Origin of the sequence: Streptomyces lienomycini, assembly GCF_027947595.1 — a bacterium.
GTDB classification, from domain to species: Bacteria; Actinomycetota; Actinomycetes; order Streptomycetales; family Streptomycetaceae; genus Streptomyces; species Streptomyces lienomycini.
On the sequence record NZ_CP116257.1, the window covers coordinates 1,664,042 to 1,686,210 of the forward strand.

Consider the following 22,169-nt stretch of genomic DNA (forward strand, 5'->3'; position numbering starts at 1 on the left):
CGGGCGGGACGCCTCCGGGACCTCAGACGGTCACGGCCCCGGGCCGCTCGGCCGGCTCGGCGGACGTCGCCGGGACGACCACCGGGGGCTTCGGCAGGACGACGTACAGCAGTCCGGAGATCACCACCGTGGCCACCCAGCCCAGCCCGTACTCGCCGACGACGTTGTTTCCGGCGAGCGGGCCGGTGAACCAGTCGGACGTGGTGAACATCAGGCCGCCGGCCAGACCCACCGCCCAGGCGGCCACGGCCGCGGGGGAGAAGCCGCCCCGGTACCAGTAGGCGCTGGTGCGGCCGGTGTCGGCCAGGGCCTCGCCGTCGTACTCCCGGCGGCGCAGCATGTCCGCGCCGAACACGCCGACCCACGCGGAGAAGGCGACCGCGAGCAGCGACAGGAAGGCGATGAAGGAGCCCATGAAGCTGGTCGCCACCAGCATCAGCACACCGCCGAAGACCAGCGAGATCACGGCGTTGACCGAGACCGCCCAGTGCCGCGGGACCCTGAAGCCCAGGGTCTGCGCGGTGAAGCCGGCCGAGTACATCGACATCGAGTTGATCAGCAGCATGCCGATCAGCGCGATCAGCAGGTACGGCACCGCGATCCAGGTCGGCAGGATCTCGCCGAGGAAGGAGACCGGGTCGGCGGCCGAGGCCAGGTCCGGAGTGGAGACCGCCATGATCATGCCCATCAGGACCATGGGCAGGACGACGATGCCCGCGCCGCCGACCGTGACCCCCACGATCCCCTTCGAGGAGGCGGTGCGCGGCAGGTACCGGGTGAAGTCCGGCGCGGACGGGATCCAGCTGACGCCACCGGCCGCGATCAGGCCCACGCCCGTGATCATCGCGGCCACCGAACCGGCGGACCGGTCGAACACCGCGGACCAGTCGGTGTCGACGACCAGGTAGCCGAGGACCAGCACCGAGAAGGCGCCGAAGAGGTACGCCGCGTACTTGTTGCACTTCTGCACGGCGTTGATGCCCAGCCCCGAGATCGCGAACGTCGCCACGACGAAGGCGAGCAGCGTCACCATGTCCAGGACGCCGTTGGCCCGGATGCCGAAGACGATGTCCAGCACGGAGAGCAGGGCGTACGCGCCGGTCACCGCGTTGATCGTCTCCCAGCCCCAGCGGGCGACCCAGATCAGCGACCCCGGCAGCAGATTCCCCCGCTGGCCGAACACGGCGCGGGAGAGCGCCATGCCCGGCGCCCCGCCGCGCTTGCCCGCGATGCCTATCAGCCCCACCAGGCCGTACGACACGATCGGCGCCGCGGCCGCGACGACCAGCGCCTGCCAGAAGTTGAGGTGGTACGCCACGACGAGGCTCGCGCCCATCGTGAGCAGCAGCACGCTGATGTTGGCGCCGACCCAGGTCGGGAACAGCTCGCGGGTCCGGGCGGTGCGCTCGCGGTCCGGCACCTGCTCGATGCCACGGGTTTCCAGGGCGCCTTCGTTCTCGGCGATCTCGCTCATGTGGGGGGTCCGTGCCTCGATCGTGGGGAAGAGGGGGCGGTCGGGACTCTACGCGCGTTGACGCATCCTCTTCCATCGTACTTTGATCCGACTCGTTCCCTCCAGGGTCCTTTGTCCCTTGGAGGAAACGACAGGGGCCGGTAGCTGGGGGCCGTGCCGGGGGTCACGCATACTGGGACGCGTTATGGAAATCGTCATCCTTGCTGTAGTCATCGCCGTGGTCGTGATCGGCGCGCTCGGCGGGCTGGTCGTGGGGTCCCGCCGCAAGAAGCAGCTGCCTCCGCCGCCGCCCGCCACGCCCGACATCACCGCTCCTCCGGCCGAGCCGCACGTCGGTGAAGAGGCCGAGACGCCGCGCGACGAACCGCGCCGGACGATAGAGGAGGTCGACCTCCCGGACGGCGGCACCGCCACCGTCGAGGAGCCGCCCGTCGTCGAAGAGCTCGAGATCCCGCAGATCGAGGTTCCCGAGCCCACCGCCGGCCGTCTGGTCCGGCTCCGTGCCCGCCTCTCCCGCTCGCAGAACGCCCTCGGCAAGGGCCTGCTGACGCTGCTGTCCCGGGAGCACCTCGACGAGGACACCTGGGAGGAGATCGAGGACACGCTGCTCACCGCCGACGTCGGCGTGCAGCCCACCCAGGAGCTGGTCGAGCGGCTCCGCGAGCGCGTGAAGGTGCTCGGCACCCGCACGCCCGAGGAACTGCGCACCCTGCTGCGCGAGGAGCTGATCACCCTGGTCGGCCCCGACATGGACCGCGAGGTCAAGACCGAGCCCGCCACCGGCAAGCCCGGCATCGTGATGGTCGTCGGGGTCAACGGCACCGGCAAGACCACCACCACCGGCAAGCTCGCCCGTGTCCTGGTCGCCGACGGCCGCAGCGTCGTGCTCGGCGCCGCCGACACCTTCCGCGCCGCCGCCGCCGACCAGCTGCAGACCTGGGGCGAGCGGGTCGGCGCCCACACCGTGCGGGGGCCGGAGGCGGGCGACCCGGCCTCGGTGGCCTTCGACGCGGTCAAGGAGGGCAAGGAGATGGGCTCGGACGTCGTGCTCATCGACACCGCGGGACGCCTGCACACCAAGACCGGTCTCATGGACGAGCTGGGCAAGGTCAAGCGCGTCGTGGAGAAGCACGCGCCGCTGGACGAGGTGCTGCTCGTGCTCGACGCCACCACCGGCCAGAACGGTCTGATCCAGGCCCGGGTCTTCGCCGAGGTCGTGGACATCACCGGCATCGTGCTCACCAAGCTGGACGGCACCGCCAAGGGCGGCATCGTCGTCGCCGTGCAGCGCGAGCTGGGTGTGCCGGTCAAGCTGATCGGGCTCGGCGAGGGCGCGGACGACCTCGCGCCGTTCGAGCCCGCGGCCTTCGTGGACGCCCTCATCGGCGAGTGACGCCACCTTCCGGCGCCCCGCGCGCCCGCGCACGAGAAGCGCCCGCCTCCCCGACCGGGGGCGGGCGCTTCGCCGTGTGGCGGGTGAGGGAGGCTCCGGGCCGCCCGTGGGGCAGCGCCCGCCGGCGTGCCGGAGGGGGCCTGTGCCTGCGGGGGTGCGCACTCCCGGGGCGGGTGCCCGTGTCGGGCGCTTGTGGGGGCGGGTGTCCGCGGCTGCCCGGTGTCGGTGTCGGTGTCGGTGTCGGTGCCACGCCCGGGCCTCCTGTCGGGCAGCGCCCGTCGGCGTGCCGGAGTGGGGCCTGTGCCTGCGGGGTGCGTACTCCCGGGGCGGGTGCCCGTGTCCGGCGCCCGAGGGGGGCGGGTGTCGCGGCGGTGCTACGCCCGCGACCGGTGGGCCACGTACGCCAGTGTCCCCAGGAGCAGCCGGGCGGCAGGCGGCTTCGTGGCGGAGTCGAGGGCCGGGGGACGCAGCCACCGCACCGGGCCCCGGCCGCCGCGGTCGGAGGGCGGGGCCGTGACGTACGTACCGCGTCCGAGGCCGCGCAGGTCAAGGGCGGACGGGTCGTCCCAGCCCATGCGGTAGAGCAGCCGCGGCAGCTCGGCGGCGGCACCGGGGGCGACGAAGAAGTGGGCGCGGCCCTGCGGGGTCGCCGCGACCGGACCGAGCGGGAGGCCCATGCGCTCCAGCCGGGCCAGCGCGCGCAGTCCGGCGGACTCGGCCACCTCGATCACGTCGAAGGTCCGCCCCACCGCCAGCATCACCGCGGCGCCGGGGAACCGGGCCCAGGCCTCGCTCGCCTCGGCCAGTCTCGCCCCGGCGGGGACCTCGGGCGCGAAGTCCAGCGGATGCGCGCCCGGCGCCGGACAGTCGGACAGGCCGCACGAGCAGGCGCCCGCGGCGGCCCGGGCACCGGGCACCACGTCCCAGCCCCACAGCCCGGTGAACTCCGCCACGACGGTGCGCTCCGAGGCGCGGCCGCGGCGGCGCGCGCCGGGCCGGATCTCGCGCATGCCCCGACTGCTGCCGATGCCGATCGTGAAGCCCATGCCCCCTCCAACGGGTCCGACGCAGCGGCGGTTACGCAGCGGACGTGAAATGTGACGCTCTGCTTCCACCTCCCCAGTGTGGCGTGCTTCAGACAGCGTCCGGAAGCACTCCGGGTGGTGCGACAGGCCGTGCACGCCCCGGCGTGCACCGTTGCACCGACTTCCGGTTGGCGTATGTCAAGTGAATCGCGTACTGGCCGCCGCGAGTTCATTCGAAGGGGTGGCGAATGGTGGCGATTCCGTAATCGCCATGGCTGGACGAGTGATCACGGGACTACTTTGTGTGCATGGAGCCGTGGGGCACATGCACATATGGGTATGCCGGAGGCAATCCGGCTTTCCGTTCGAAGGGTGGCAACCGCCGGACGGAAGGCCGTAACCACCGGCATCCTGATAGGGCTTGGCGCACTCGGCGACAGGTGGTCTCAGGGATGGGGGCGTTCCAGTGAGCGGCAACGGCGGAAGCGGTACGAGCGCGGGAAGCGCGTCGCACGCTGACAAGCGCCCGAACGAGCTGCTCACCTCCTGGTTCGCCCGCAGCGGCTGGTCCAAGGGCGAACTGGCCCGCCAGGTCAACCGCCGGGCCCGCCAGTTGGGCGCCAACCACATCTCCACCGACACCTCACGCGTGCGCCGCTGGCTCGACGGGGAGAACCCGCGCGAGCCGATCCCGCGGATCCTGTCCGAGCTGTTCTCCGAGCGCTTCGGCGTCGTCGTCTCCGTCGAGGACCTGGGCCTGCGCTCCACCCGCCCCACGCCCTCCGCGACCGGCGTCGACCTCCCCTGGACGGGCCCGCAGACCGTGGCCCTGCTCAGCGAGTTCTCGCGCAGCGACCTCATGCTGGCGCGGCGCGGCTTCCTCGGGAGCTCGCTGGCCCTCTCCGCGGGCCCGTCCCTCATCGAGCCCATGCAGCGCTGGCTGGTCCCCGCGCCCTCCGCCACCCCGCCGTCCGAGCGCGAGCCCGCGGCACCCGCCACCCGCGCGCGCGGCCGCCTGTCCAGGCCGGAGCTGGAGCTGCTGGAGTCCACGGCGGTGATGTTCCGCCGCTGGGACGCCCAGTGCGGCGGCGGCCTGCGCCGCAAGGCCGTCGTCGGACAGCTGCACGAGGTCACCGACCTGCTCCAGGAACCCCAGACCGAGACCACCCGCGCCAAGCTCTTCAAGGTCGCCGCGGAACTGGCCGAGCTGGCCGGCTGGATGTCCTACGACGTGGGGCTCCAGCCCACCGCGCAGAAGTACTTCGTGCTCGCCCTGCACGCCGCCAAGGAGGCCGGGGACCGGCCGCTCGGCTCGTACATCCTCTCCAGCATGAGCCGCCAGATGATCCACCTCGGCCGGCCCGACGACGCCCTGGAGCTGGTCCACCTCGCGCAGTACGGCAGCCGGGACTGCGCCGGCCCGCGCACCCAGTCGATGCTGTACGCGATGGAGGCCCGCGCCTACGCCAACATGGGACAGCCCGGCCGCTGCAAGCGCGCGGTGCGCATGGCCGAGGACACCTTCTCCGAGACCGACGAGTGGGACGAGCCCGACCCCGACTGGATCCGCTTCTTCTCCGAGGCCGAGCTGTACGGCGAGAACAGCCACTCCTTCCGCGACCTCGCCTACGTGGCAGGCCGCAGCCCCGCCTACGCCTCCCTCGCCGACCCCCTGATGCGCCGGGCCGTGGAGCTGTTCGCCAAGGACGACGAACACCAGCGCTCCTACGCGCTCAACCTGATCGGCATGGCCACCGTGCACCTGCTGCGCCGCGAACCCGAGGAGAGCACCGTCCTGGCCGCCGAAGCCATGGGCATCGCCAAGAAGGTCCGCTCCGAACGCGTCAACACCCGCATCCGCAAGACCGTCGACACGGCCGTACGCGATTTCGGCGACCTCGGTGAGGTCGTCGACCTCACCGAACTGCTCGCCGTCGAACTGCCGGAGACCGCCGAAGCGGTCTGACCCCCACCAGCCCCGGCCGCGGCCGGCCCTCCCGAACTGCCCGACTCGGCTCCCCCATGCCAGGTCATTCGGAGGCCGCCGCGGCCGGCTCGCGTCCGGGCCGGGGCGCCACGCCACGCCGGGGCCCGCCCGGCCGCGCACCCGGCAGTTCACCGACGCGTAACACGCACCACTCCTTCGTCACGGCGGCGAAACAACGAGGGGCGTCCACGGAAACCGCACTGCGCCAATCTCATGGCGCATAACCGGCCCACCCCTCACGCCCGCCAGGCTTCGCCCGCACGGGGCCGTACCAACGACGAGGAGACGCCGATGGCTCCAGCCATCACGCTCGCCGCAGAGACGGAGCTCTCTGCCGCCAACACGGGCTTCATGCTCATCTGCTCCGCCCTGGTGATGCTCATGACCCCGGCGCTGGCCTTCTTCTACGGAGGCATGGTCCGGGTCAAGAGCACCCTCAACATGCTGATGATGAGCTTCATCAGCCTCGGCATCGTCACCGTCCTGTGGGTGCTCTACGGCTTCTCCATGGCGTTCGGCACCGACTCCGGCAGCGTCATCGGCTGGAACTCCGACTGGATCGGGCTCAGCGACATCGGCCTGACCGAGCTGTGGGACGGCTACACCATCCCCGTCTTCGTGTTCCTCGTCTTCCAGCTGATGTTCGCCGTCCTCACCCCGGCCCTGATCAGCGGCGCCCTCGCGGACCGGGTGAAGTTCACGGCCTGGGCGCTGTTCATCGCCCTGTGGGCCACGATCGTCTACTTCCCCGTCGCCCACTGGGTCTGGGGCGCCGGCGGCTGGGCCTTCGAACTCGGCGTGATCGACTTCGCCGGCGGTACGGCCGTGCACATCAACGCCGGAGCCGCCGCGCTCGGCGTGATCCTCGTCATCGGCAAGCGCGTCGGCTTCAAGAAGGACCCGATGCGCCCGCACAGCCTCCCGCTGGTCATGCTCGGCGCGGGACTGCTCTGGTTCGGCTGGTTCGGCTTCAACGCCGGCTCCTGGCTCGGCAACGACGACGGCGTGGGCGCGCTGATGTTCGTCAACACCCAGGTCGCCACCGGCGCCGCCATCCTCGGCTGGCTCGCCTACGAGAAGATCCGCCACGGCGCCTTCACCACCCTCGGCGCGGCCTCCGGCGCCGTCTCCGGCCTGGTCGCCATCACCCCGGCCGGCGGCGCCGTCTCCCCGCTCGGCGCGATCGCCGTCGGGCTCATCGCCGGCGTGGTCTGCGCCATGGCCGTCGGCCTGAAGTACAGGTTCGGCTACGACGACTCCCTCGACGTGGTCGGCGTCCACCTCGTCGGAGGCATCCTCGGCTCGCTGCTCGTCGGCCTCTTCGCCAGCGGCAAGGGCCAGTCCGACGTCGAGGGCCTCTTCTACGGCGGCGGCCTCGACCAGTTCTGGAAGCAGTGCGCGGGCGTCTTCGGCGTCCTCGCCTACTCCCTGGTCGTCTCCGCGGTCCTCGCCTTCCTGCTGGACAAGACGATCGGCATGCGGGTACCGGAGGACGTCGAGGTGGCCGGCATCGACCAGGCCGAGCACGCCGAGACCGCGTACGACTTCAGCGGCGCCGGCGGCGGTGCCGCCCGGACGACCGCCACGCCGGCCGCCTCCACGGCCGGACCGGCCCCGAGCAAGAAGGTGGACGCATGAAGCTCATCACCGCCGTCGTCAAGCCGCACCGGCTCGACGAGATCAAGGAGGCCCTCCAGGCCTTCGGGGTCCACGGCCTGACCGTCACCGAGGCCAGCGGCTACGGCCGCCAGCGCGGACACACCGAGGTCTACCGGGGCGCCGAGTACACCGTCGACCTGGTGCCCAAGATCCGCGTCGAGGTCCTGGTCGAGGACGACGACGCCGAGCAGCTGATCGACGTCGTGGTCAAGGCGGCCCGCACCGGGAAGATCGGCGACGGCAAGGTCTGGTCGGTCCCCGTCGACACGGCCGTACGGGTCCGGACCGGCGAGCGCGGTCCCGACGCGCTCTGACGAACAGAACAGGAGTCGCCGGGTGACGCGTACGGATGTGACGGCACAAGCGGATGACTCGGGACCCGGCGGCTACGCGGCGGCCCGGCTGCGCCTCCTCACCGAGGGGGCGCGGTCCGGGCCGCGGCTGCGCGGGGAGCTCGCGGAACTGACGGACGGCTGGCTGGCAGCCCTCTTCGACGCGGGCGCCGAAGGACACGTGGGGGTGTCGCTCGTCGCGGTCGGCGGCTACGGGCGCGGCGAGCTGTCCCCGCGCAGCGACCTGGACCTGCTCCTGCTGCACGACGGCGGCGACGACAAGGCGGTCGCCGCCCTCGCCGACCGCCTCTGGTACCCGGTCTGGGACCTCGGTCTCGACCTCGACCACTCCGTCCGCACCCCGCAGCAGGCCCGGCGGACGGCCGGCGAGGACCTCAAGGCCCACCTCGGCCTCCTGGACGCCCGCCACCTCGCCGGAGACCGCGCCCTCACCGCCTCCCTGCGCACCGCCGTCCTCGCCGACTGGCGCAACCAGGCACCCAGACGCCTCCCCGCACTGCGCGAACTCTGCGCCGAGCGGGCCGAACGCCAGGGCGAGCTGCAGTACCTGCTGGAACCCGACCTCAAGGAGGCCGGGGGAGGACTGCGCGACGCCACCGCACTGCGTGCCGTCGCCGCCTCCTGGCTGGCCGACGCCCCGCGCGAGGGCCTCACCGACGCCCGCCGCCGACTGCTCGACGTGCGCGACGCCCTCCACCTCGCGACCGGCCGGGCCACCGACCGGCTGGCGCTGCAGGAACAGGACCAGGTGGCGGCCGGACTGGGCCTGCTGGACGCCGACACGCTGCTGCGGCAGGTGTACGAGGCGGCCCGCGTCATCTCGTACGCGGGGGACGTCACCTGGCGCGAGGTGGGGCGCGTGCTGCGCTCGCGATCCGTGCGGCCGAGGCTGCGCGCCATGATGAACGGCGGGAAACCGGTCACCGAGCGCTCCCCGCTCGCCGAGGGCGTGGTGGAACAGGACGGAGAGGCGGTGCTCGCCCGCACCGCGCGCCCCGAACGCGATCCCGTACTCCCGCTGCGTGCCGCGGCCGCCGCCGCACAGGCCGGGCTCCCGCTCTCCCGGCACGCCGTACGGCGCCTGGCCGCCACCGCGCGCCCCCTGCCCGAGCCCTGGCCCGCCGAGGCGCGCGAGCAACTGGTGACCCTGCTCGGCTCGGGCCGGCCCACGGTGCAGGTCTGGGAGGCGCTGGAGGCGGAGGGCCTGGTCACCCGGCTGCTGCCGGACTGGGAACGGGTCCGCTGCCGCCCGCAGCGCAACGCCGTGCACCTGTGGACCGTGGACCGGCACCTGATCGAGACCGCGGTCCGCGCCGCCGGGTTCGCCCGCCGCGTGCACCGCCCCGACCTGCTGCTGGTCGCCGCGCTGCTGCACGACATCGGCAAGGGCTGGCCGGGCGACCACTCCGTCGCCGGGGAGACCATCGCCCGGGACGTCGCCGCCCGCGTCGGCTTCGACCACGCGGACACGACCGTCCTCGCCACCCTCGTACGCCACCACCTCCTGCTCGTGGAGACCGCCACCCGGCGCGACCTCGACGACCCGGCCACCGTGCGCGCCGTCGCGGAGGCGGTCGGCACCGAACACACGCTGGAACTGCTGCACGCCCTGACCGAGGCGGACGCGCTGGCCACCGGACCGGCCGCCTGGTCGTCCTGGCGCGGTTCCCTCGTCGCCGACCTGGTGAAACGGGTCGCCGGAGTACTGGCCGGGGAGCCGCCGCCCGAGGCCGAGTCCGCCGCGCCCACCGCGGAGCACGAACGGCTTGCGGTCGAGGCCTTCCGCACCGGCGGTCCGGTACTCGCGCTGCGGGCGCAGACCGAGCCGCCCGCCGAATCCGCCACGGCTCCCTCCACGGCCGCCGGTCCCGAGCCGCTCGGTGTGGAGCTGCTGATCGCCGTACCCGACCAGGCGGGCGTGCTCCCCGCGGTGGCTGGGGTGCTGGCCCTGCACCGGCTGACCGTCCGCGCCGCCGAGCTGCGGTCCCTGCCGCTGCCGGACGGCGTCGACGGCTCCGTCCTGCTCCTCGACTGGCGGGTCGCCGCCCAGTACGGCTCCCTGCCCCAGGCCGCCCGGCTCCGTGCCGACCTGGTCAGGGCCCTGGACGGCACCCTGGACATCGCCGGACGCCTCGCCGAACGGGACGCCGCCCATCCCCGGCGCCGGGGAGTGGAGCCGCCCCCGCCCCGCGTCACCGTCGCCCCGGCCGCCTCCCGGCTGGCCACGGTGATCGAGGTCCGCGCCCAGGACGCGCCGGGACTGCTGTTCCGCATCGGGCGGGCACTGGAGGCGGCAGGGGTGCGGGTGCGGAGCGCGCACGTGTCGACGCTGGGGGCGAACGCGGTGGACGCGTTCTACGTGACGCGGGGCGAGGGGGTGCCGTTGCCGGGGGAGGAGGCGGCGTCCGTGGCCCGGGAGCTGGAGGAGTCGCTGCGGGGGTGACCTTGTGGTCGTGTCATGCGTTTACCCGGTGTGCTCCCCGCCGACGCGGGGATGGTCCGATCGTGAACGACGAACTCGTCGGGATCCTCGGTTGCTCCCCGCGCACGCGGGGATATCAGTCCCTGCCCGCTCTCTGCAGCGGGCAGGGACGATTTGCTTGCCGGGCCGGATACCCTGGAGGGCGACCCACACCAACGCCGACGCGAGGACCTACGCCGCCGTGTTCGATACTCTCTCCGACCGCCTGTCAGCCACCTTCAAATCCCTCCGGGGCAAAGGCAGGCTGACCGAGGCGGACATCGACGCCACGGCCCGCGAGATCCGCATCGCGCTCCTCGAAGCCGACGTGGCGCTGCCCGTCGTGCGTGCCTTCATCAAGAAGGTCAAGGAGCGCTCCCTCGGCGCCGAGGTCTCCAAGGCGCTCAATCCGGCACAGCAGATCGTCAAGGTGGTCAACGAGGAACTGATCACCATCCTCGGCGGAGAAACCCGCCGCCTGCGCTTCGCCAAGCAGCCGCCGACCGTGATCATGCTGGCCGGTCTGCAGGGTGCCGGTAAGACCACCCTCGCGGGCAAGCTCGGGCACTGGCTCAAGGAGCAGGGCCACTCCCCGCTGCTCGTGGCCTGTGACCTCCAGCGCCCCAACGCCGTCAACCAGCTGAGCGTCGTCGCCGAGCGCGCCGGTGTCGCGGTCTACGCCCCCGAGCCGGGCAACGGCGTCGGTGACCCGGTCAAGGTCGCCAAGGACTCCATCGAGTTCGCCAAGACCAAGGTCCACGACCTGGTCATCGTCGACACCGCCGGCCGCCTGGGCATCGACCAGGAGCTGATGCGGCAGGCCGCGGACATCCGCGACGCGGTCTCGCCCGACGAGATCCTCTTCGTCGTCGACGCCATGATCGGTCAGGACGCGGTCAACACCGCCGAGGCCTTCCGCGACGGCGTCGGCTTCGACGGCGTGGTGCTCTCCAAGCTCGACGGCGACGCCCGCGGTGGCGCGGCCCTGTCGATCGCCTCGGTGACCGGCAAGCCGATCATGTTCGCCTCGAACGGCGAGAAGCTGACGGACTTCGACGCCTTCCACCCGGACCGGATGGCCTCCCGCATCCTCGACATGGGTGACCTGCTCACCCTGATCGAGCAGGCGGAGAAGACGTTCAGCCAGGAAGAGGCCGAGAAGATGGCCTCCAAGCTGGCGTCCAAGAAGGGCCAGGACTTCACCCTGGACGACTTCCTGGCCCAGATGGAGCAGGTCAGGAAAATGGGCAGCATTAGTAAGCTGCTCGGCATGCTGCCCGGCATGGGCCAGATGAAGGACCAGATCAACAACCTCGACGAGCGCGACGTCGACCGCACGGCCGCCATCATCAAGTCGATGACCCCGGGCGAGCGCCAGGAGCCGACGATCATCAACGGCTCGCGCCGGGCCCGTATCGCCAAGGGCTCCGGCGTCGACGTCAGCGCGGTCAAGTCCCTCGTCGAGCGGTTCTTCGAGGCCCGCAAGATGATGTCCCGCATGGCCCAGGGCGGCGGCATGCCCGGTATGCCGGGGATGCCCGGCATGGGTGGCGGTCCCGGGCGGCAGAAGAAGCAGCAGAAGAAGGCCAAGGGCAAGCAGCGCTCCGGCAACCCGATGAAGCGCAAGCAGCAGGAGCAGGAGGAGGCCGCCCGCCGCGCCGCCGCCGCGCAGAGCGGGGGAGCGCTCGGGCTGCCCCAGCAGGGCGGTCAGGACTTCGAGCTGCCGGACGAGTTCAAGAAGTTCATGGGCTGACGGCCCGTTCCGTACGTACGTCCGCACCCACGTCCGTACCCGCGACGCCGGGGCGCCCTCTCGTCCAAGAGGGCGCCCCGGCGTCGTACACCCACATGCCCGCGCGGCTTTCCTGTCGTAGCGTCCGGATATGACCAATCCGTCCCCGCCGCGCAAGGCACCCGAGCCGCCCTGGCGGACCGAGGGCACGCCCGACGAGCCGCCCAAACCGCCGCCCGGCGGCAGAAGGATGCGCGGCGGCTGGTGGAACCTGGTCCTCGCGGCGCTGATCGTCTACCTCATCGCCAACCTCGTGCTCTCCTTCTTCAACGAGGGCGACGAGCCGACCATCTCCTACACGGAGTTCAGCAAGCAGGTCGACGCGGGCAACGTCAGCAAGATCTACGCCAAGGGCGACGCGATCCAGGGCCAGCTCAAGAAGGCCCGGGACAATCCCGAGGGCGACGGCACCTACACCAAGTTCACGACCGAGCGGCCGACCTTCGCCGACGACCGGCTCTGGAACGAGCTGACGAAGAACAACGTCACCGTCACCGCCGAGCCCGTCGTCCAGCACCGCAGCTTCCTGTCCAACCTGCTGATCGCGCTGGCGCCGATGCTGATCCTGGTGGTGCTGTGGATCTTCATCGCGCGGCGCATGAGGGGCGCCCTGGGCGGCGGGGCCGGAGGCATGCTCGGCCGCAAGGCACCGCCCAAGCCGGTCGAGCTGGAGGCCGGGAAGCCGCGCACCACCTTCGCCGACGTCGCCGGGATCGACGAGGTGGAGGGCGAGCTGAGCGACGTCGTCGACTTCCTCAAGAACCCGGACGCCTATCGGCGCATGGGCGCCAAGATGCCCCGGGGCGTCCTGCTGACCGGCCCGCCCGGCACCGGGAAGACGCTCCTCGCGCGCGCGGTCGCCGGAGAGGCGGAGGTGCCGTTCTTCTCGGCGTCCGCGTCGGAGTTCATCGAGATGATCGTCGGTGTGGGGGCCTCCCGGGTGCGGGAGCTGTTCGCCGAGGCCCGCAAGGTGGCGCCGTCGATCATCTTCATCGACGAGATCGACACCATCGGCCGCGCCCGCGGCGGCGGCTCCGGCATGGGCGGCCACGACGAACGCGAGCAGACCCTCAACCAGATCCTCACCGAGATGGACGGCTTCTCCGGCTCCGAGGGCGTGATCGTCATCGCCGCCACCAACCGCGCCGACATCCTGGACGCCGCCCTGACCCGCCCCGGCCGCTTCGACCGGGTGGTCAGCGTCTCGCCGCCGGACAGAAGTGGCCGAAAGGCGATCCTGGAGATCCACACCCGCGAGATCCCGCTGGCTCCCGACGTCGACCTCGCCCAGGTCGCCCGTACGACGCCGGGCATGACCGGCGCCGAACTCGCCAACCTCGCCAACGAGGCGGCGCTGCTCGCGGTCAAGCGGAAGCAGGACCGGGTGACGCAGGCGAACCTCTCCGAGGCACTGGAGAAGGTCCAGCTGGGTGCCGAACGCCCGCTGGTGATGCCCGAGGAGGAACGCCGGCGCACCGCCTACCACGAGAGCGGACACGCCCTGCTCGGCATGCTGCAACCGGGCGCCGACCCCGTCCGCAAGATCACCATCGTGCCGCGCGGCCGGGCCCTGGGGGTGACGCTGTCGACGCCGGACGCGGACAAGTACGCGTACACGGAGGAGTACCTGCGCGGGCGGATCATCGGCGCGCTCGGCGGCATGGCGGCCGAGCACGTCGTGTACGGGGTGATCACGACCGGATCGGAGAGCGACCTCGAGCAGGTCACCAACATCGCCCGCGGCATGGTCGCGCGCTGGGGCATGAGCGAGCGGGTCGGACGCCTCTCCGCCCTCCCCGGTGACGCCCAGCAGGCGTACGGCCTGGCCGCCGCACCCCAGACCCTCGACGCCATCGACGGCGAGATGCGGCGGGTCGTCGACTCCTGCTACGAGGAGGCCGTCCGCAAGCTGCGCGACCACCGCGGTCAGCTCGACGCGCTCGCCGAGTCGCTGCTGGCCAGCGAGACCCTGGACGAGGCGGAGGCGTACCGCATCGCCGGGATCACCAGGCTGACGAAGGACGACCCGGAGGTGTGAGCGCCCGCGGCCGCTTCCGCACTCCTTGTCCGCACTCCTTGACCGCTCAGGGGACCCGGGCGATCAGGTAGCGGAACACGTTCGGCATCCACACGGTGCCGTCCGGCCGCTGGTGCGGGTGCAGGGACTCCGCCAGCTCCTTGTCGACCTGCTCCCGGTCGGTCGCCGCGATCGCCGCGTCGAAGAGACCGGTCGACAGCAGCCCGCGCACCGCGCTGTCCGGGCCGGCGTAGCCGAACGGGCACGCCACCCGTCCCGAACCGTCCGGCCGGAGCCCGGCGCGCTGGGCCACCTCCTCCAGGTCGTCGCGCAGGGCGGGCCGCCAGCCGCCCGCGCCGCGCAACGGGTCGGCGAGTCTGGCCGCCACCCGCAGCACGGACGTCGTGGCACACCGCTCCGGAGGGCCCCAGCCCGTCAGCACCACGGCGGCGCCCCGCGCGGCGAGCGGCGTCGCCCGGGCGAGCAACTCGCCGAGCCCGTCCGAGTCGTCCGCGAGGCAGCCGGTGGGCTCGAAGGCGGTCACCAGGGTGAACGCCGGTGCCGTCGGGTCCGCCGCGCTCCCGGGCGGGCCCTCGACGATCCGCGGCGCGTCGGCACCCGCGCGCGTGCTCCACGCCTCGGGCGGCTCCGGCCCCTCGGGCGTCCCGGACCCTCCGGGTGCCCCGGGCAGCAGGCGCTGCCGTGCCAGGGCCAGCAGCTCCGGGGAGCGGGAGTCGACTCCGGTCACCGCGGCGCCGCGCGAGGCCGCCATCAGCAGCGCGAGACCGGAACCGCAGCCGAGGCCCAGCATCCGGGTCCCGTCGCCCACGTCCAGTCGCTCGTACACGGCCTCGTAGAGCGGTACGAGCATGCGCTCCTGTATCTCGGACCAGTCACGCGCGCGTGCCCGCAGGTCCACGTGAGGTGCCGCCCCCGCGTGAGACGGGTGCTGCCGCACGAGCGTAGGTGTCATAGGAAAGCGCCCCAATCGCCGAGTGTTGCCGCCGTGCCCGATTCCATGGCCCCCGTGCAGTGCGCTCGCACTCCCCCCGTATGCCAGGAAACTCCGGGCTCGCTCCGGCGTCCAGTGGTAGAGGGGCCCGGTTCGCCCGATCCCCGTCGGCGTGGCGAGATTTCACTTCCCGGCAACGTGGCCCGGCCGCGCGGTACCCCGGCCGGCCCCGGCCCGAACCTCCGGCGGGATGGCCGGAACGTGACGACGGGCGATGACAGCGGGTGGCCGTGGCGTCGGCGAGGCGGTTCCGGCCAAGGTCGACGGGACCGGCGGCCGCCGGACGGCACACGGACGACCCGTGAGGCGGGGCGGTGCCGCACGCCGACGGCACACCGGGTAACGTCACGTCTGTCCACGCGCCCACTCGGACGGCGCTCCTCCGGCGCGACAGCGACCGAAACGCCCCTTGCACACGCGCGGGTCACACGCCTCCCGGCGCATGGACGGTGGCTACGTGCCGGCGCGTACGTCGGACTACGCACCAGCTTGGTACGAGCTGTGAGGCTTCTCCGCAGATCAGCGCACCCGCCCTCGTCGGGACGCATCAGCGGCAACTGACTGGTACGTGCAAATTATTTGGGATGCCCCGGAATAGGAACACAGCGGCACCCCGGCTCGTTGTCATTACGTGAGCACGACACCACCTGTTCTCGCCGCAGAGCTGGCGCAGGCGTGGGCCGACATTCAGCGGCACCACACCGAGCTGCCCGATCTTGCCGCGCCCGAGTCCCTGATCGGAGAGTCGTCGTCCGCCTGCGGGCACGAGCTCTCCTTCGAGCGACTGCTTCACGAGGCAGTCCACGGCATCGCCGCCGCGCGCGGAGTACGCGACACCTCCCGCGCGGGGCGCTACCACAACCGCCGATTCCTCGCGATCGCCGAGGAGCTGGGCCTGGACCACCCCGAGGAGCCGCATCCCAGCAGCGGTTTCTCGCTGGTCACGCTCACCCCCGAGGCGAAGCGCCGCTACCGCCCGACGATCGAACGCCTCCAGCGCGCGCTGAAGGCCCACACCGTCGCCACCGCGACCGACACGGCCCGCAGCTTCCGCGGCCCGGCCGCCCGCCACGGCTCCTCCGGGGGAGGAGTGCGTGTCAAGGCGGTCTGCGACTGCGGGCGCAATGTGCGGGTCGTCCCGTCGGTGCTGGCCCAGGCCCCGATCATGTGCGGCGGCTGCGGCAAGCCGTTCCGGATCCCGGAGGTGGTCGGCGCGGGAGTGAGCTGACGCTCCGGCTGCTCGTGGCAGCCGGACCGGGGCCGGGTGCCGTCGCCCGGAGGTGAGTGGTCCGCCCCCGCGCGGGCCCGGAACCCTCCGTCCGACGGCCCTGCCCGCGTGTGGCACAATGGCTAGCTGTACTCGACAGTCGCACAGGACCCCTCTCTCCTCCGGCTGACGCGTCCATCGGGCACTCGGGTACCGCAACCCCACGCGGCTCTCTCGCCGTGCCCACCCACGTCAAAACCAGGAGAACCCACTCCCGTGGCAGTCAAGATCAAGCTGAAGCGTCTGGGCAAGATCCGTTCGCCTCACTACCGCATCGTCGTCGCCGACTCCCGTACCCGCCGTGACGGCCGGGCCATCGAGGAGATCGGCAAGTACCACCCGACGTACAACCCGTCGGTGATGGAGGTCGACGCCGAGCGTGTCGCGTACTGGCTCGGTGTCGGCGCCCAGCCGACCGAGCCCGTGCTCGCCATCCTGAAGAAGACCGGCGACTGGCAGAAGTACAAGGGCGAGCCCGCCCCGGCTCCGCTGCTGCAGCCGGCCGAGAAGTCGGCCCGCCCGACCTTCGAGGCGATCGGCGGCGAGGACGAGGGCAAGGGTGAGGCGATCACCCAGAAGAAGAAGGCCGACAAGAAGGACGAGGCCGCCGCCGAGTCCTCCTCGTCCGAGTCGACCGAGGCCTGAGCATGCTCGAGGAGGCTCTCGAGCACCTCGTGAAGGGCATCGTCGACAACCCTGACGATGTGCAGGTCGCCTCGCGCAACCTGCGTCGCGGGCGCGTGCTCGAGGTCCGGGTCCACCCCGACGACCTCGGCAAGGTGATCGGCCGCAACGGCCGCACCGCGCGCGCACTGCGCACCGTCGTGGGCGCCATCGGCGGCCGCGGTGTCCGTGTCGACCTCGTCGACGTGGACCACGTCCGCTGACGCCAAACGCAGCACCGGCTCGGGCCGGGGAAGGCCACTGGGCCGTCCCCGGCCCGCAGTCGTATGAGCCCCGAGCGGCTCGTCGCAGTCCGACAGGAGATCAAGCACAGTGCAGCTGGTAGTCGCGCGCATCGGCCGCGCCCACGGGATCAAGGGCGAGGTGACCGTCGAGGTCCGCACGGACGAGCCGGAGCTGAGGCTCGGGCCCGGCGCCGTACTGACCACCGACCCCGCCCCGGTCGGGCCCCTCACCATCGAGACCGGCCGGGTGCACAGCGGCCGCCTCCTGCTGCGCTTCGCCGGCGTCCACGACCGCACCGGGGCCGAGGCCCTGCGCAACACCCTCCTGATCGCCGACGTGGACCCGGACGAGCGGCCCGAGGACGAGGACGAGTACTACGACCACCAGCTGATCGACCTCGACGTGGTGACCGCCGACGGCACCGAGGTCGGCCGGATCACCGAGATCTCCCACCTGCCCACGCAGGACCTCTTCGTGGTGGAGCGCCCGGACGGCAGCGAGGTCTACGTGCCGTTCGTCTCCGAGATCGTCACCGGCATCGACCTCGACGAGCAGCGCGCGGTCATCGACCCGCCGCCCGGTCTGATCGACGACCGGGCGGAGATCGCCTCCGCGCGCGACGCCGCCGTCGAGGACACCGGAGACGACGCCTGATGCGGCTCGACGTCGTCACGATCTTCCCCGAGTACCTGGAACCGCTGAACGTCTCCCTCGTCGGCAAGGCACGCGCGCGTGGACAGCTCGGCGTCCACGTGCACGACCTGCGCGCGTGGACGTACGACCGCCACAACACGGTCGACGACACCCCCTACGGTGGCGGCCCCGGCATGGTCATGAAGACCGAGCCGTGGGGCGACGCCCTGGACTCCGTCCTGGCCGACGGCTACGAGAGCGGCTCCGGCGAGCCCGCCCTCATCGTGCCCACGCCGAGCGGCCGCCCCTTCACCCAGGAACTCGCCGTCCACCTCTCCGAGCGTCCCTGGCTGATCTTCACGCCCGCCCGCTACGAGGGCATCGACCGCCGCGTCGTCGACGAGTACGCGACCAGGATGCCCGTGTACGAGGTGTCCATCGGCGACTACGTCCTGGCCGGCGGCGAGGCCGCCGTACTCGTCGTCACCGAGGCCGTGGCCCGGCTGCTGCCCGGCGTCCTCGGCAACGCCGAGTCCCACCGGGACGACTCCTTCGCCCTCGGCGCCATGGCCAACCTGCTGGAGGGCCCCGTCCACACCAAGCCGCCGCACTGGCGCGGGCGCGGCATCCCGGACGTCCTGCTCAGCGGCCACCACGGGAAGATCGCCCGCTGGCGGCGGGACGAGGCCCTGCGGCGCACCACGGCCAACCGGCCCGACCTGATCGAACGGTGCGACCCGAAGGCCTTCGACAAGAAGGACCGCGAGATGCTCTCCATCCTGGGCTGGCAACCCGACCCGGACGGGGAACCGTACGGCCGATTTTGGCGCAGGACGCCGGGCATGGAAGAATAGGCGGCTGTTGTGCGTCCGTCCGGAGCGCGCCCCCTGCCACAGGGGGAGACGACGCCCGTCCCGACCCGCACGACCCTGATTCCGAAACACCTAGTTTCCGCTGATGACCTGTGGCATCGGCGAAGAAAGCAGACGAAATGTCTCACCTGCTCGACTCCGTCGACGCCGCGTCGCTGCGCAGCGACGTCCCGGCCTTCCGCCCCGGCGACACCGTCAACGTCCACGTGCGCGTCATCGAGGGCAACCGCTCCCGTGTGCAGCAGTTCAAGGGCGTCGTCATCCGCCGTCAGGGCGCCGGCGTGCGCGAGACCTTCACGGTCCGCAAGGTCTCCTTCTCCGTCGGCGTCGAGCGCACCTTCCCGGTGCACACCCCGATCGTGGAGAAGATCGAGCTCGTCACCCGCGGTGACGTCCGCCGCGCCAAGCTGTACTACCTGCGCGAGCTGCGCGGCAAGGCCGCGAAGATCAAGGAGAAGCGCGACAGCTGAGCGCCCTCCGAGGTCCGTGCCGGGGCCGGATAGCATCTGGCCCCGATGGACACCGAAACACAGCACACGGAGCGCGACCGCTCCTCCCGACCTTCCGACCCCGAGCAGCCCTCGGATGCGGAGGAACCGGAGGAACGGTCGCGTTCCGCGTTCACGGGGCGTATCGCGGACTGGTTGCCGGGCGGCCGGATCACCGTGACCCTCCTGGTCGTCCTGCTGTTCCTGCTGCTGTTCAGCACCTTCGTGCTCCGGCCGTTCCAGATCCCCAGCGGTTCGATGGAGCGCGGATTGAGGATCGGCGACCGCGTTCTCGTAAACAAGTTGGCGTACCGTTTCGACGGTCGGCCGCGGCGGGGCGACATCGTCGTCTTCGACGGCACCGGGCTCTTCGGGCACGGCGACTACATCAAACGCGTTGTCGGTGTGGGCGGGGACCACGTGGTGTGCTGCGACAGTGAGGGGAGGATCCGGGTGAACGGCCAGTCGGTCGACGAGTCGGCGTTCCTCTACCCCGGCGACGGCCCGTCCACGGTCCCCTTCGACGTCGTCGTCCCCGACGGCACCCTCTTCGTACTCGGCGACCACCGGGCCGACTCCAGCGACTCCCGCGACCACCTCGGCTCCCCGGGCGGCGGAATGATCCCGCTGGACCGGGTGATCGGCCGCGCCGACTGGATCGTCTGGCCCTTCGCCCACGCCACCCACCTCGACCGCCCCGACGCCTACGCGCGCGTGCCGGAGGGGGAAGGAGACGTCGGGCCCGCGTCCGGAGCCGGGGCCGTGTCCCGGGCCGGGGTCGTGTCCGGCGGTGCGGACGAGGGCGGAGCGGCGCGCGCCGAGGGCGGCGATGGGTAGCCGGGGCAAGCCGCGGGGCACGCCCAGCAGCCCTGCGGAGAACCTCCTGCCCACCGGCTCCCGGCGCACCGCCGCGCCGTCCGGCGGCCGCTCGCGTGCCGAGCGCCGCAGACTCCAGCGCAAGGTCAAACGGCGTCGCAGGCGCGGCGCCGTCAAGGAGATCCCGCTCCTCATCGGCGTCGCGGTCCTCATAGCGCTGGTGCTGAAGACCTTCCTCGTCCAGGCGTTCGTGATCCCGTCGGGCTCCATGGAGCAGACCATCCGGATCGGTGACCGGGTCCTGGTCGACAAGCTCACCCCCTGGTTCGGCTCCGAGCCGCAGCGCGGCGACGTCGTCGTCTTCCGGGACCCCGGGGGCTGGCTCCAGGGCGAGCAGACCACCAAGGAGGACGATCCCGTCGTCGTCAAGCAGGTCAAGGAGGGCCTCGCCTTCATCGGCCTGCTCCCCTCCGACGACGAGAAGGACCTCATCAAGCGGGTCGTCGGCGTCGGCGGGGACCACGTGAAGTGCTGCGACACCCAGGGACGCGTGACCGTCAACGGCGTCCCCCTCGTGGAGGACTACCTGTACCCGGGCGACTCCCCGTCCAGAACGCCGTTCGACGTCACTGTCCCTCAGGGGCGGCTGTGGGTCATGGGCGACCACCGCTCCAACTCCGCCGACTCCCGCGCCCACCAGGGGACCGACTTCGGCACCGTCTCCGAGGACGAGGTGGTGGGGCGGGCCATGGTGATCGCGTGGCCGTTCGGTCACTGGACCACGCTGGACGAGCCGAAAACGTATGCGTCCGTGTCCGACTCGGCCTCCGGTTCGTCCGCCGCTCCCGGCCTGTCGCATAGGGTTGCCCCCTACGATCCGAACGCGATGATTGAACTCCCGACCCCTGCGGAACTCCCGCTCGTTATGGGAGTGGTGGGCCTGCGCCGTTTCCGGGGCAGGCGGCGGCAGAGAGTGAGGAGTTGGCGTGGGGGATGTGGCGGTTGGCGCACGGTCCGGACACGACGGCGAGGAGAACCGCGGACGCCCCGAGGAGACGGCCGGCCCGGTCGCCGACGGCGCCCCGGACTCCGGGCCGGACTCCGGAACCGAGGACGGCAGGGTGACGAACGGACGGCACGGACACAACGGCGGGACCGAGGACGAGGGAGTCGGCGGGACGCCCCCCGCCACACCCCCCGAGGCCAGGAAGCAGCGCTCCTTCTGGAAGGAGCTGCCGATCCTGATCGGCATCGCGCTGGTGCTGGCCCTGCTGATCAAGACGTTCCTGGTGCAGGCGTTCTCGATCCCGTCGTCCTCGATGGAGAACACCCTGCAGATCGGTGACCGCGTCCTGGTCGACAAGCTGACCCCCTGGTTCGGCTCGGAGCCCGAACGCGGCGAGGTGGTCGTCTTCCACGACCCGGACGACTGGCTGGCGGGCGAACCGACCCCCGACCCGAACGCGCTGCAGACGGTCCTCAGCTGGATCGGCCTCATGCCGTCCGCGGACGAGAAGGACCTCATCAAGCGCGTCGTCGGCGTCGGCGGCGACACCGTCGAGTGCAACAAGACCGGCCCGCTCAAGGTCAACGGCCAGGCACTGGACGAGCCGTACGTGTACCCCGGCAACACCCCGTGCTCCGACGACGACCAGGGCGGCCGGTTCAAGGTCACGGTCCCCGAGGGCAAGATCTGGGTCATGGGCGACCACCGGCAGAACTCCCGGGACTCGCGCTACAACCAGTCGGACAAGCACGGCGGCATGGTCCCCGTGGACGAGGTGGTCGGCCGCGCCATCGTGGTCGCCTGGCCGATGAACCGGTGGGGCACCCTGTCGGTCCCCGACACCTTCGACCAGGACGGCGTGCGCAACCAGTCCTCGGCCGCCGCGGCACTCTCGGTCGCCCCCCAGGGGCTGGCCCTCGCCGGCGTGGTCCCGGTCGTCTGGTGGCGCCGCCGCCGTACCGCCCCCGCCCGGACCCGCTGAGGCTCCCGGACCGAGCGGCCGAC

Annotated in this window: 18 protein-coding genes and 1 pseudogene; 16 read left to right on the top strand and 3 right to left on the bottom strand. The window is 71.9% G+C overall.

Annotation, left to right across the window (positions count from 1 at the left end; all coding sequences use genetic code 11):
- Nucleotides 1-22: 22 nt before the first annotated feature.
- Entirely contained in the window at nt 23-1,474 is a 1,452-nt protein-coding gene (locus tag BJ961_RS07835; protein ID WP_271320578.1) for a cytosine permease, read from the bottom strand.
- Between the two features lie 184 nt (nt 1,475-1,658).
- On the opposite strand from BJ961_RS07835, the gene ftsY reads away from it, so the two are divergent.
- Nucleotides 1,659-2,867 (top strand): signal recognition particle-docking protein FtsY, encoded by a 1,209-nt coding sequence (gene ftsY / locus BJ961_RS07840; protein ID WP_271320579.1) that lies wholly within the window; start codon nt 1,659-1,661, stop codon nt 2,865-2,867.
- Between the two features lie 374 nt (nt 2,868-3,241).
- Here ftsY and BJ961_RS07845 read toward each other — a convergent pair whose 3' ends face one another.
- Nucleotides 3,242-3,913, bottom strand: a complete 672-nt coding sequence (locus BJ961_RS07845; RefSeq protein WP_271320580.1) for a bifunctional DNA primase/polymerase — start codon at nt 3,911-3,913, stop codon at nt 3,242-3,244.
- Nucleotides 3,914-4,358: 445 nt separating this feature from the next.
- On the opposite strand from BJ961_RS07845, the gene nsdA reads away from it, so the two are divergent.
- From nsdA to ftsH, 6 genes are all read left to right on the top strand, one after another.
- Nucleotides 4,359-5,858, top strand: coding sequence for a transcriptional repressor NsdA (nsdA, locus tag BJ961_RS07850; protein WP_271320581.1), 1,500 nt, complete (start codon nt 4,359-4,361; stop codon nt 5,856-5,858).
- A gap of 312 nt (nt 5,859-6,170) precedes the next feature.
- Nucleotides 6,171-7,517, top strand: coding sequence for an ammonium transporter (locus tag BJ961_RS07855; RefSeq protein ID WP_271320582.1), 1,347 nt, complete (start codon nt 6,171-6,173; stop codon nt 7,515-7,517).
- Nucleotides 7,514-7,852, top strand: coding sequence for a P-II family nitrogen regulator (locus BJ961_RS07860; protein WP_271320583.1), 339 nt, complete (start codon nt 7,514-7,516; stop codon nt 7,850-7,852). The genes BJ961_RS07855 and BJ961_RS07860 overlap by 4 nt, the downstream gene beginning before the upstream one ends.
- 22 nt (nt 7,853-7,874) lie before the next feature.
- Nucleotides 7,875-10,334 (top strand): [protein-PII] uridylyltransferase, encoded by a 2,460-nt coding sequence (locus BJ961_RS07865; RefSeq protein ID WP_271320584.1) that lies wholly within the window; start codon nt 7,875-7,877, stop codon nt 10,332-10,334.
- Between the two features lie 220 nt (nt 10,335-10,554).
- Nucleotides 10,555-12,105: a signal recognition particle protein gene (gene ffh / locus BJ961_RS07870; protein ID WP_271320585.1), complete on the top strand. Its 1,551-nt coding sequence runs from the start codon at nt 10,555-10,557 to the stop codon at nt 12,103-12,105.
- Nucleotides 12,106-12,235: 130 nt separating this feature from the next.
- The gene (gene ftsH, locus BJ961_RS07875) at nt 12,236-14,182 is read left to right on the top strand and encodes an ATP-dependent zinc metalloprotease FtsH (protein ID WP_271320586.1); all 1,947 of its coding nucleotides are present in this window, start codon (nt 12,236-12,238) and stop codon (nt 14,180-14,182) included.
- Nucleotides 14,183-14,228: 46 nt separating this feature from the next.
- On the opposite strand, the gene BJ961_RS07880 is transcribed toward ftsH, so the two are convergent.
- On the bottom strand, nt 14,229-15,134 hold the full coding sequence (locus tag BJ961_RS07880; protein ID WP_271320587.1) for a class I SAM-dependent methyltransferase: 906 nt from the start codon (nt 15,132-15,134) through the stop codon (nt 14,229-14,231).
- A 670-nt stretch (nt 15,135-15,804) separates the two neighbouring features.
- Here BJ961_RS07880 and BJ961_RS07885 point away from each other — a divergent pair.
- The 9 genes and pseudogenes from BJ961_RS07885 to lepB (BJ961_RS07925) all read left to right on the top strand — a co-directional run bounded on the left by BJ961_RS07885 (nt 15,805) and on the right by lepB (BJ961_RS07925) (nt 22,146).
- Complete coding sequence (locus BJ961_RS07885) at nt 15,805-16,401, top strand: hypothetical protein (protein ID WP_052838381.1); 597 nt, start codon at nt 15,805-15,807, stop codon at nt 16,399-16,401.
- A gap of 255 nt (nt 16,402-16,656) precedes the next feature.
- The gene (gene rpsP, locus BJ961_RS07890; protein WP_271320588.1) at nt 16,657-17,085 is read left to right on the top strand and encodes a 30S ribosomal protein S16; all 429 of its coding nucleotides are present in this window, start codon (nt 16,657-16,659) and stop codon (nt 17,083-17,085) included.
- 2 nt (nt 17,086-17,087) lie between these two features.
- Nucleotides 17,088-17,327 (top strand): RNA-binding protein, encoded by a 240-nt coding sequence (locus BJ961_RS07895; protein WP_003973401.1) that lies wholly within the window; start codon nt 17,088-17,090, stop codon nt 17,325-17,327.
- A gap of 109 nt (nt 17,328-17,436) precedes the next feature.
- Nucleotides 17,437-18,003 (top strand): ribosome maturation factor RimM, encoded by a 567-nt coding sequence (gene rimM / locus BJ961_RS07900; RefSeq protein WP_271320589.1) that lies wholly within the window; start codon nt 17,437-17,439, stop codon nt 18,001-18,003.
- Complete coding sequence (gene trmD, locus BJ961_RS07905; RefSeq protein WP_271320590.1) at nt 18,003-18,836, top strand: tRNA (guanosine(37)-N1)-methyltransferase TrmD; 834 nt, start codon at nt 18,003-18,005, stop codon at nt 18,834-18,836. The genes rimM and trmD overlap by 1 nt, the downstream gene beginning before the upstream one ends.
- Nucleotides 18,837-18,973: 137 nt before the next feature.
- A complete protein-coding gene (rplS, locus tag BJ961_RS07910; protein ID WP_003973398.1) occupies nt 18,974-19,324 on the top strand; it encodes a 50S ribosomal protein L19 in 351 nt (116 codons plus the stop codon).
- A gap of 45 nt (nt 19,325-19,369) precedes the next feature.
- Complete coding sequence (gene lepB / locus BJ961_RS07915) at nt 19,370-20,179, top strand: signal peptidase I (protein ID WP_271320591.1); 810 nt, start codon at nt 19,370-19,372, stop codon at nt 20,177-20,179.
- A pseudogene (gene lepB / locus BJ961_RS07920) lies at nt 20,172-21,254 on the top strand (signal peptidase I); the annotation flags it as partial. The gene lepB (BJ961_RS07915) and the pseudogene lepB (BJ961_RS07920), both read left to right, overlap by 8 nt.
- Nucleotides 21,145-22,146 (top strand): signal peptidase I, encoded by a 1,002-nt coding sequence (gene lepB, locus BJ961_RS07925; RefSeq protein ID WP_271320592.1) that lies wholly within the window; start codon nt 21,145-21,147, stop codon nt 22,144-22,146. The pseudogene lepB (BJ961_RS07920) and the gene lepB (BJ961_RS07925), both read left to right, overlap by 110 nt.
- Nucleotides 22,147-22,169 lie beyond the last annotated feature (23 nt).

What these genes read in the sequence shown, in the direction of transcription:
- BJ961_RS07835 (WP_271320578.1), bottom strand. Translation starts at nt 1,474, where the DNA reads ATGAGCGAGATCGCCGAGAACGAAGGCGCCCTGGAAACCCGTGGCATC.
- ftsY (WP_271320579.1), top strand. Translation starts at nt 1,659, where the DNA reads ATGGAAATCGTCATCCTTGCTGTAGTCATCGCCGTGGTCGTGATCGGC.
- BJ961_RS07845 (WP_271320580.1), bottom strand. Translation starts at nt 3,913, where the DNA reads ATGGGCTTCACGATCGGCATCGGCAGCAGTCGGGGCATGCGCGAGATC.
- BJ961_RS07855 (WP_271320582.1), top strand. Translation starts at nt 6,171, where the DNA reads ATGGCTCCAGCCATCACGCTCGCCGCAGAGACGGAGCTCTCTGCCGCC.
- BJ961_RS07860 (WP_271320583.1), top strand. Translation starts at nt 7,514, where the DNA reads ATGAAGCTCATCACCGCCGTCGTCAAGCCGCACCGGCTCGACGAGATC.
- ftsH (WP_271320586.1), top strand. Translation starts at nt 12,236, where the DNA reads ATGACCAATCCGTCCCCGCCGCGCAAGGCACCCGAGCCGCCCTGGCGG.
- BJ961_RS07880 (WP_271320587.1), bottom strand. Translation starts at nt 15,134, where the DNA reads ATGACACCTACGCTCGTGCGGCAGCACCCGTCTCACGCGGGGGCGGCA.
- BJ961_RS07895 (WP_003973401.1), top strand. Translation starts at nt 17,088, where the DNA reads ATGCTCGAGGAGGCTCTCGAGCACCTCGTGAAGGGCATCGTCGACAAC.
- trmD (WP_271320590.1), top strand. Translation starts at nt 18,003, where the DNA reads ATGCGGCTCGACGTCGTCACGATCTTCCCCGAGTACCTGGAACCGCTG.
- rplS (WP_003973398.1), top strand. Translation starts at nt 18,974, where the DNA reads ATGTCTCACCTGCTCGACTCCGTCGACGCCGCGTCGCTGCGCAGCGAC.
- lepB (WP_271320591.1), top strand. Translation starts at nt 19,370, where the DNA reads ATGGACACCGAAACACAGCACACGGAGCGCGACCGCTCCTCCCGACCT.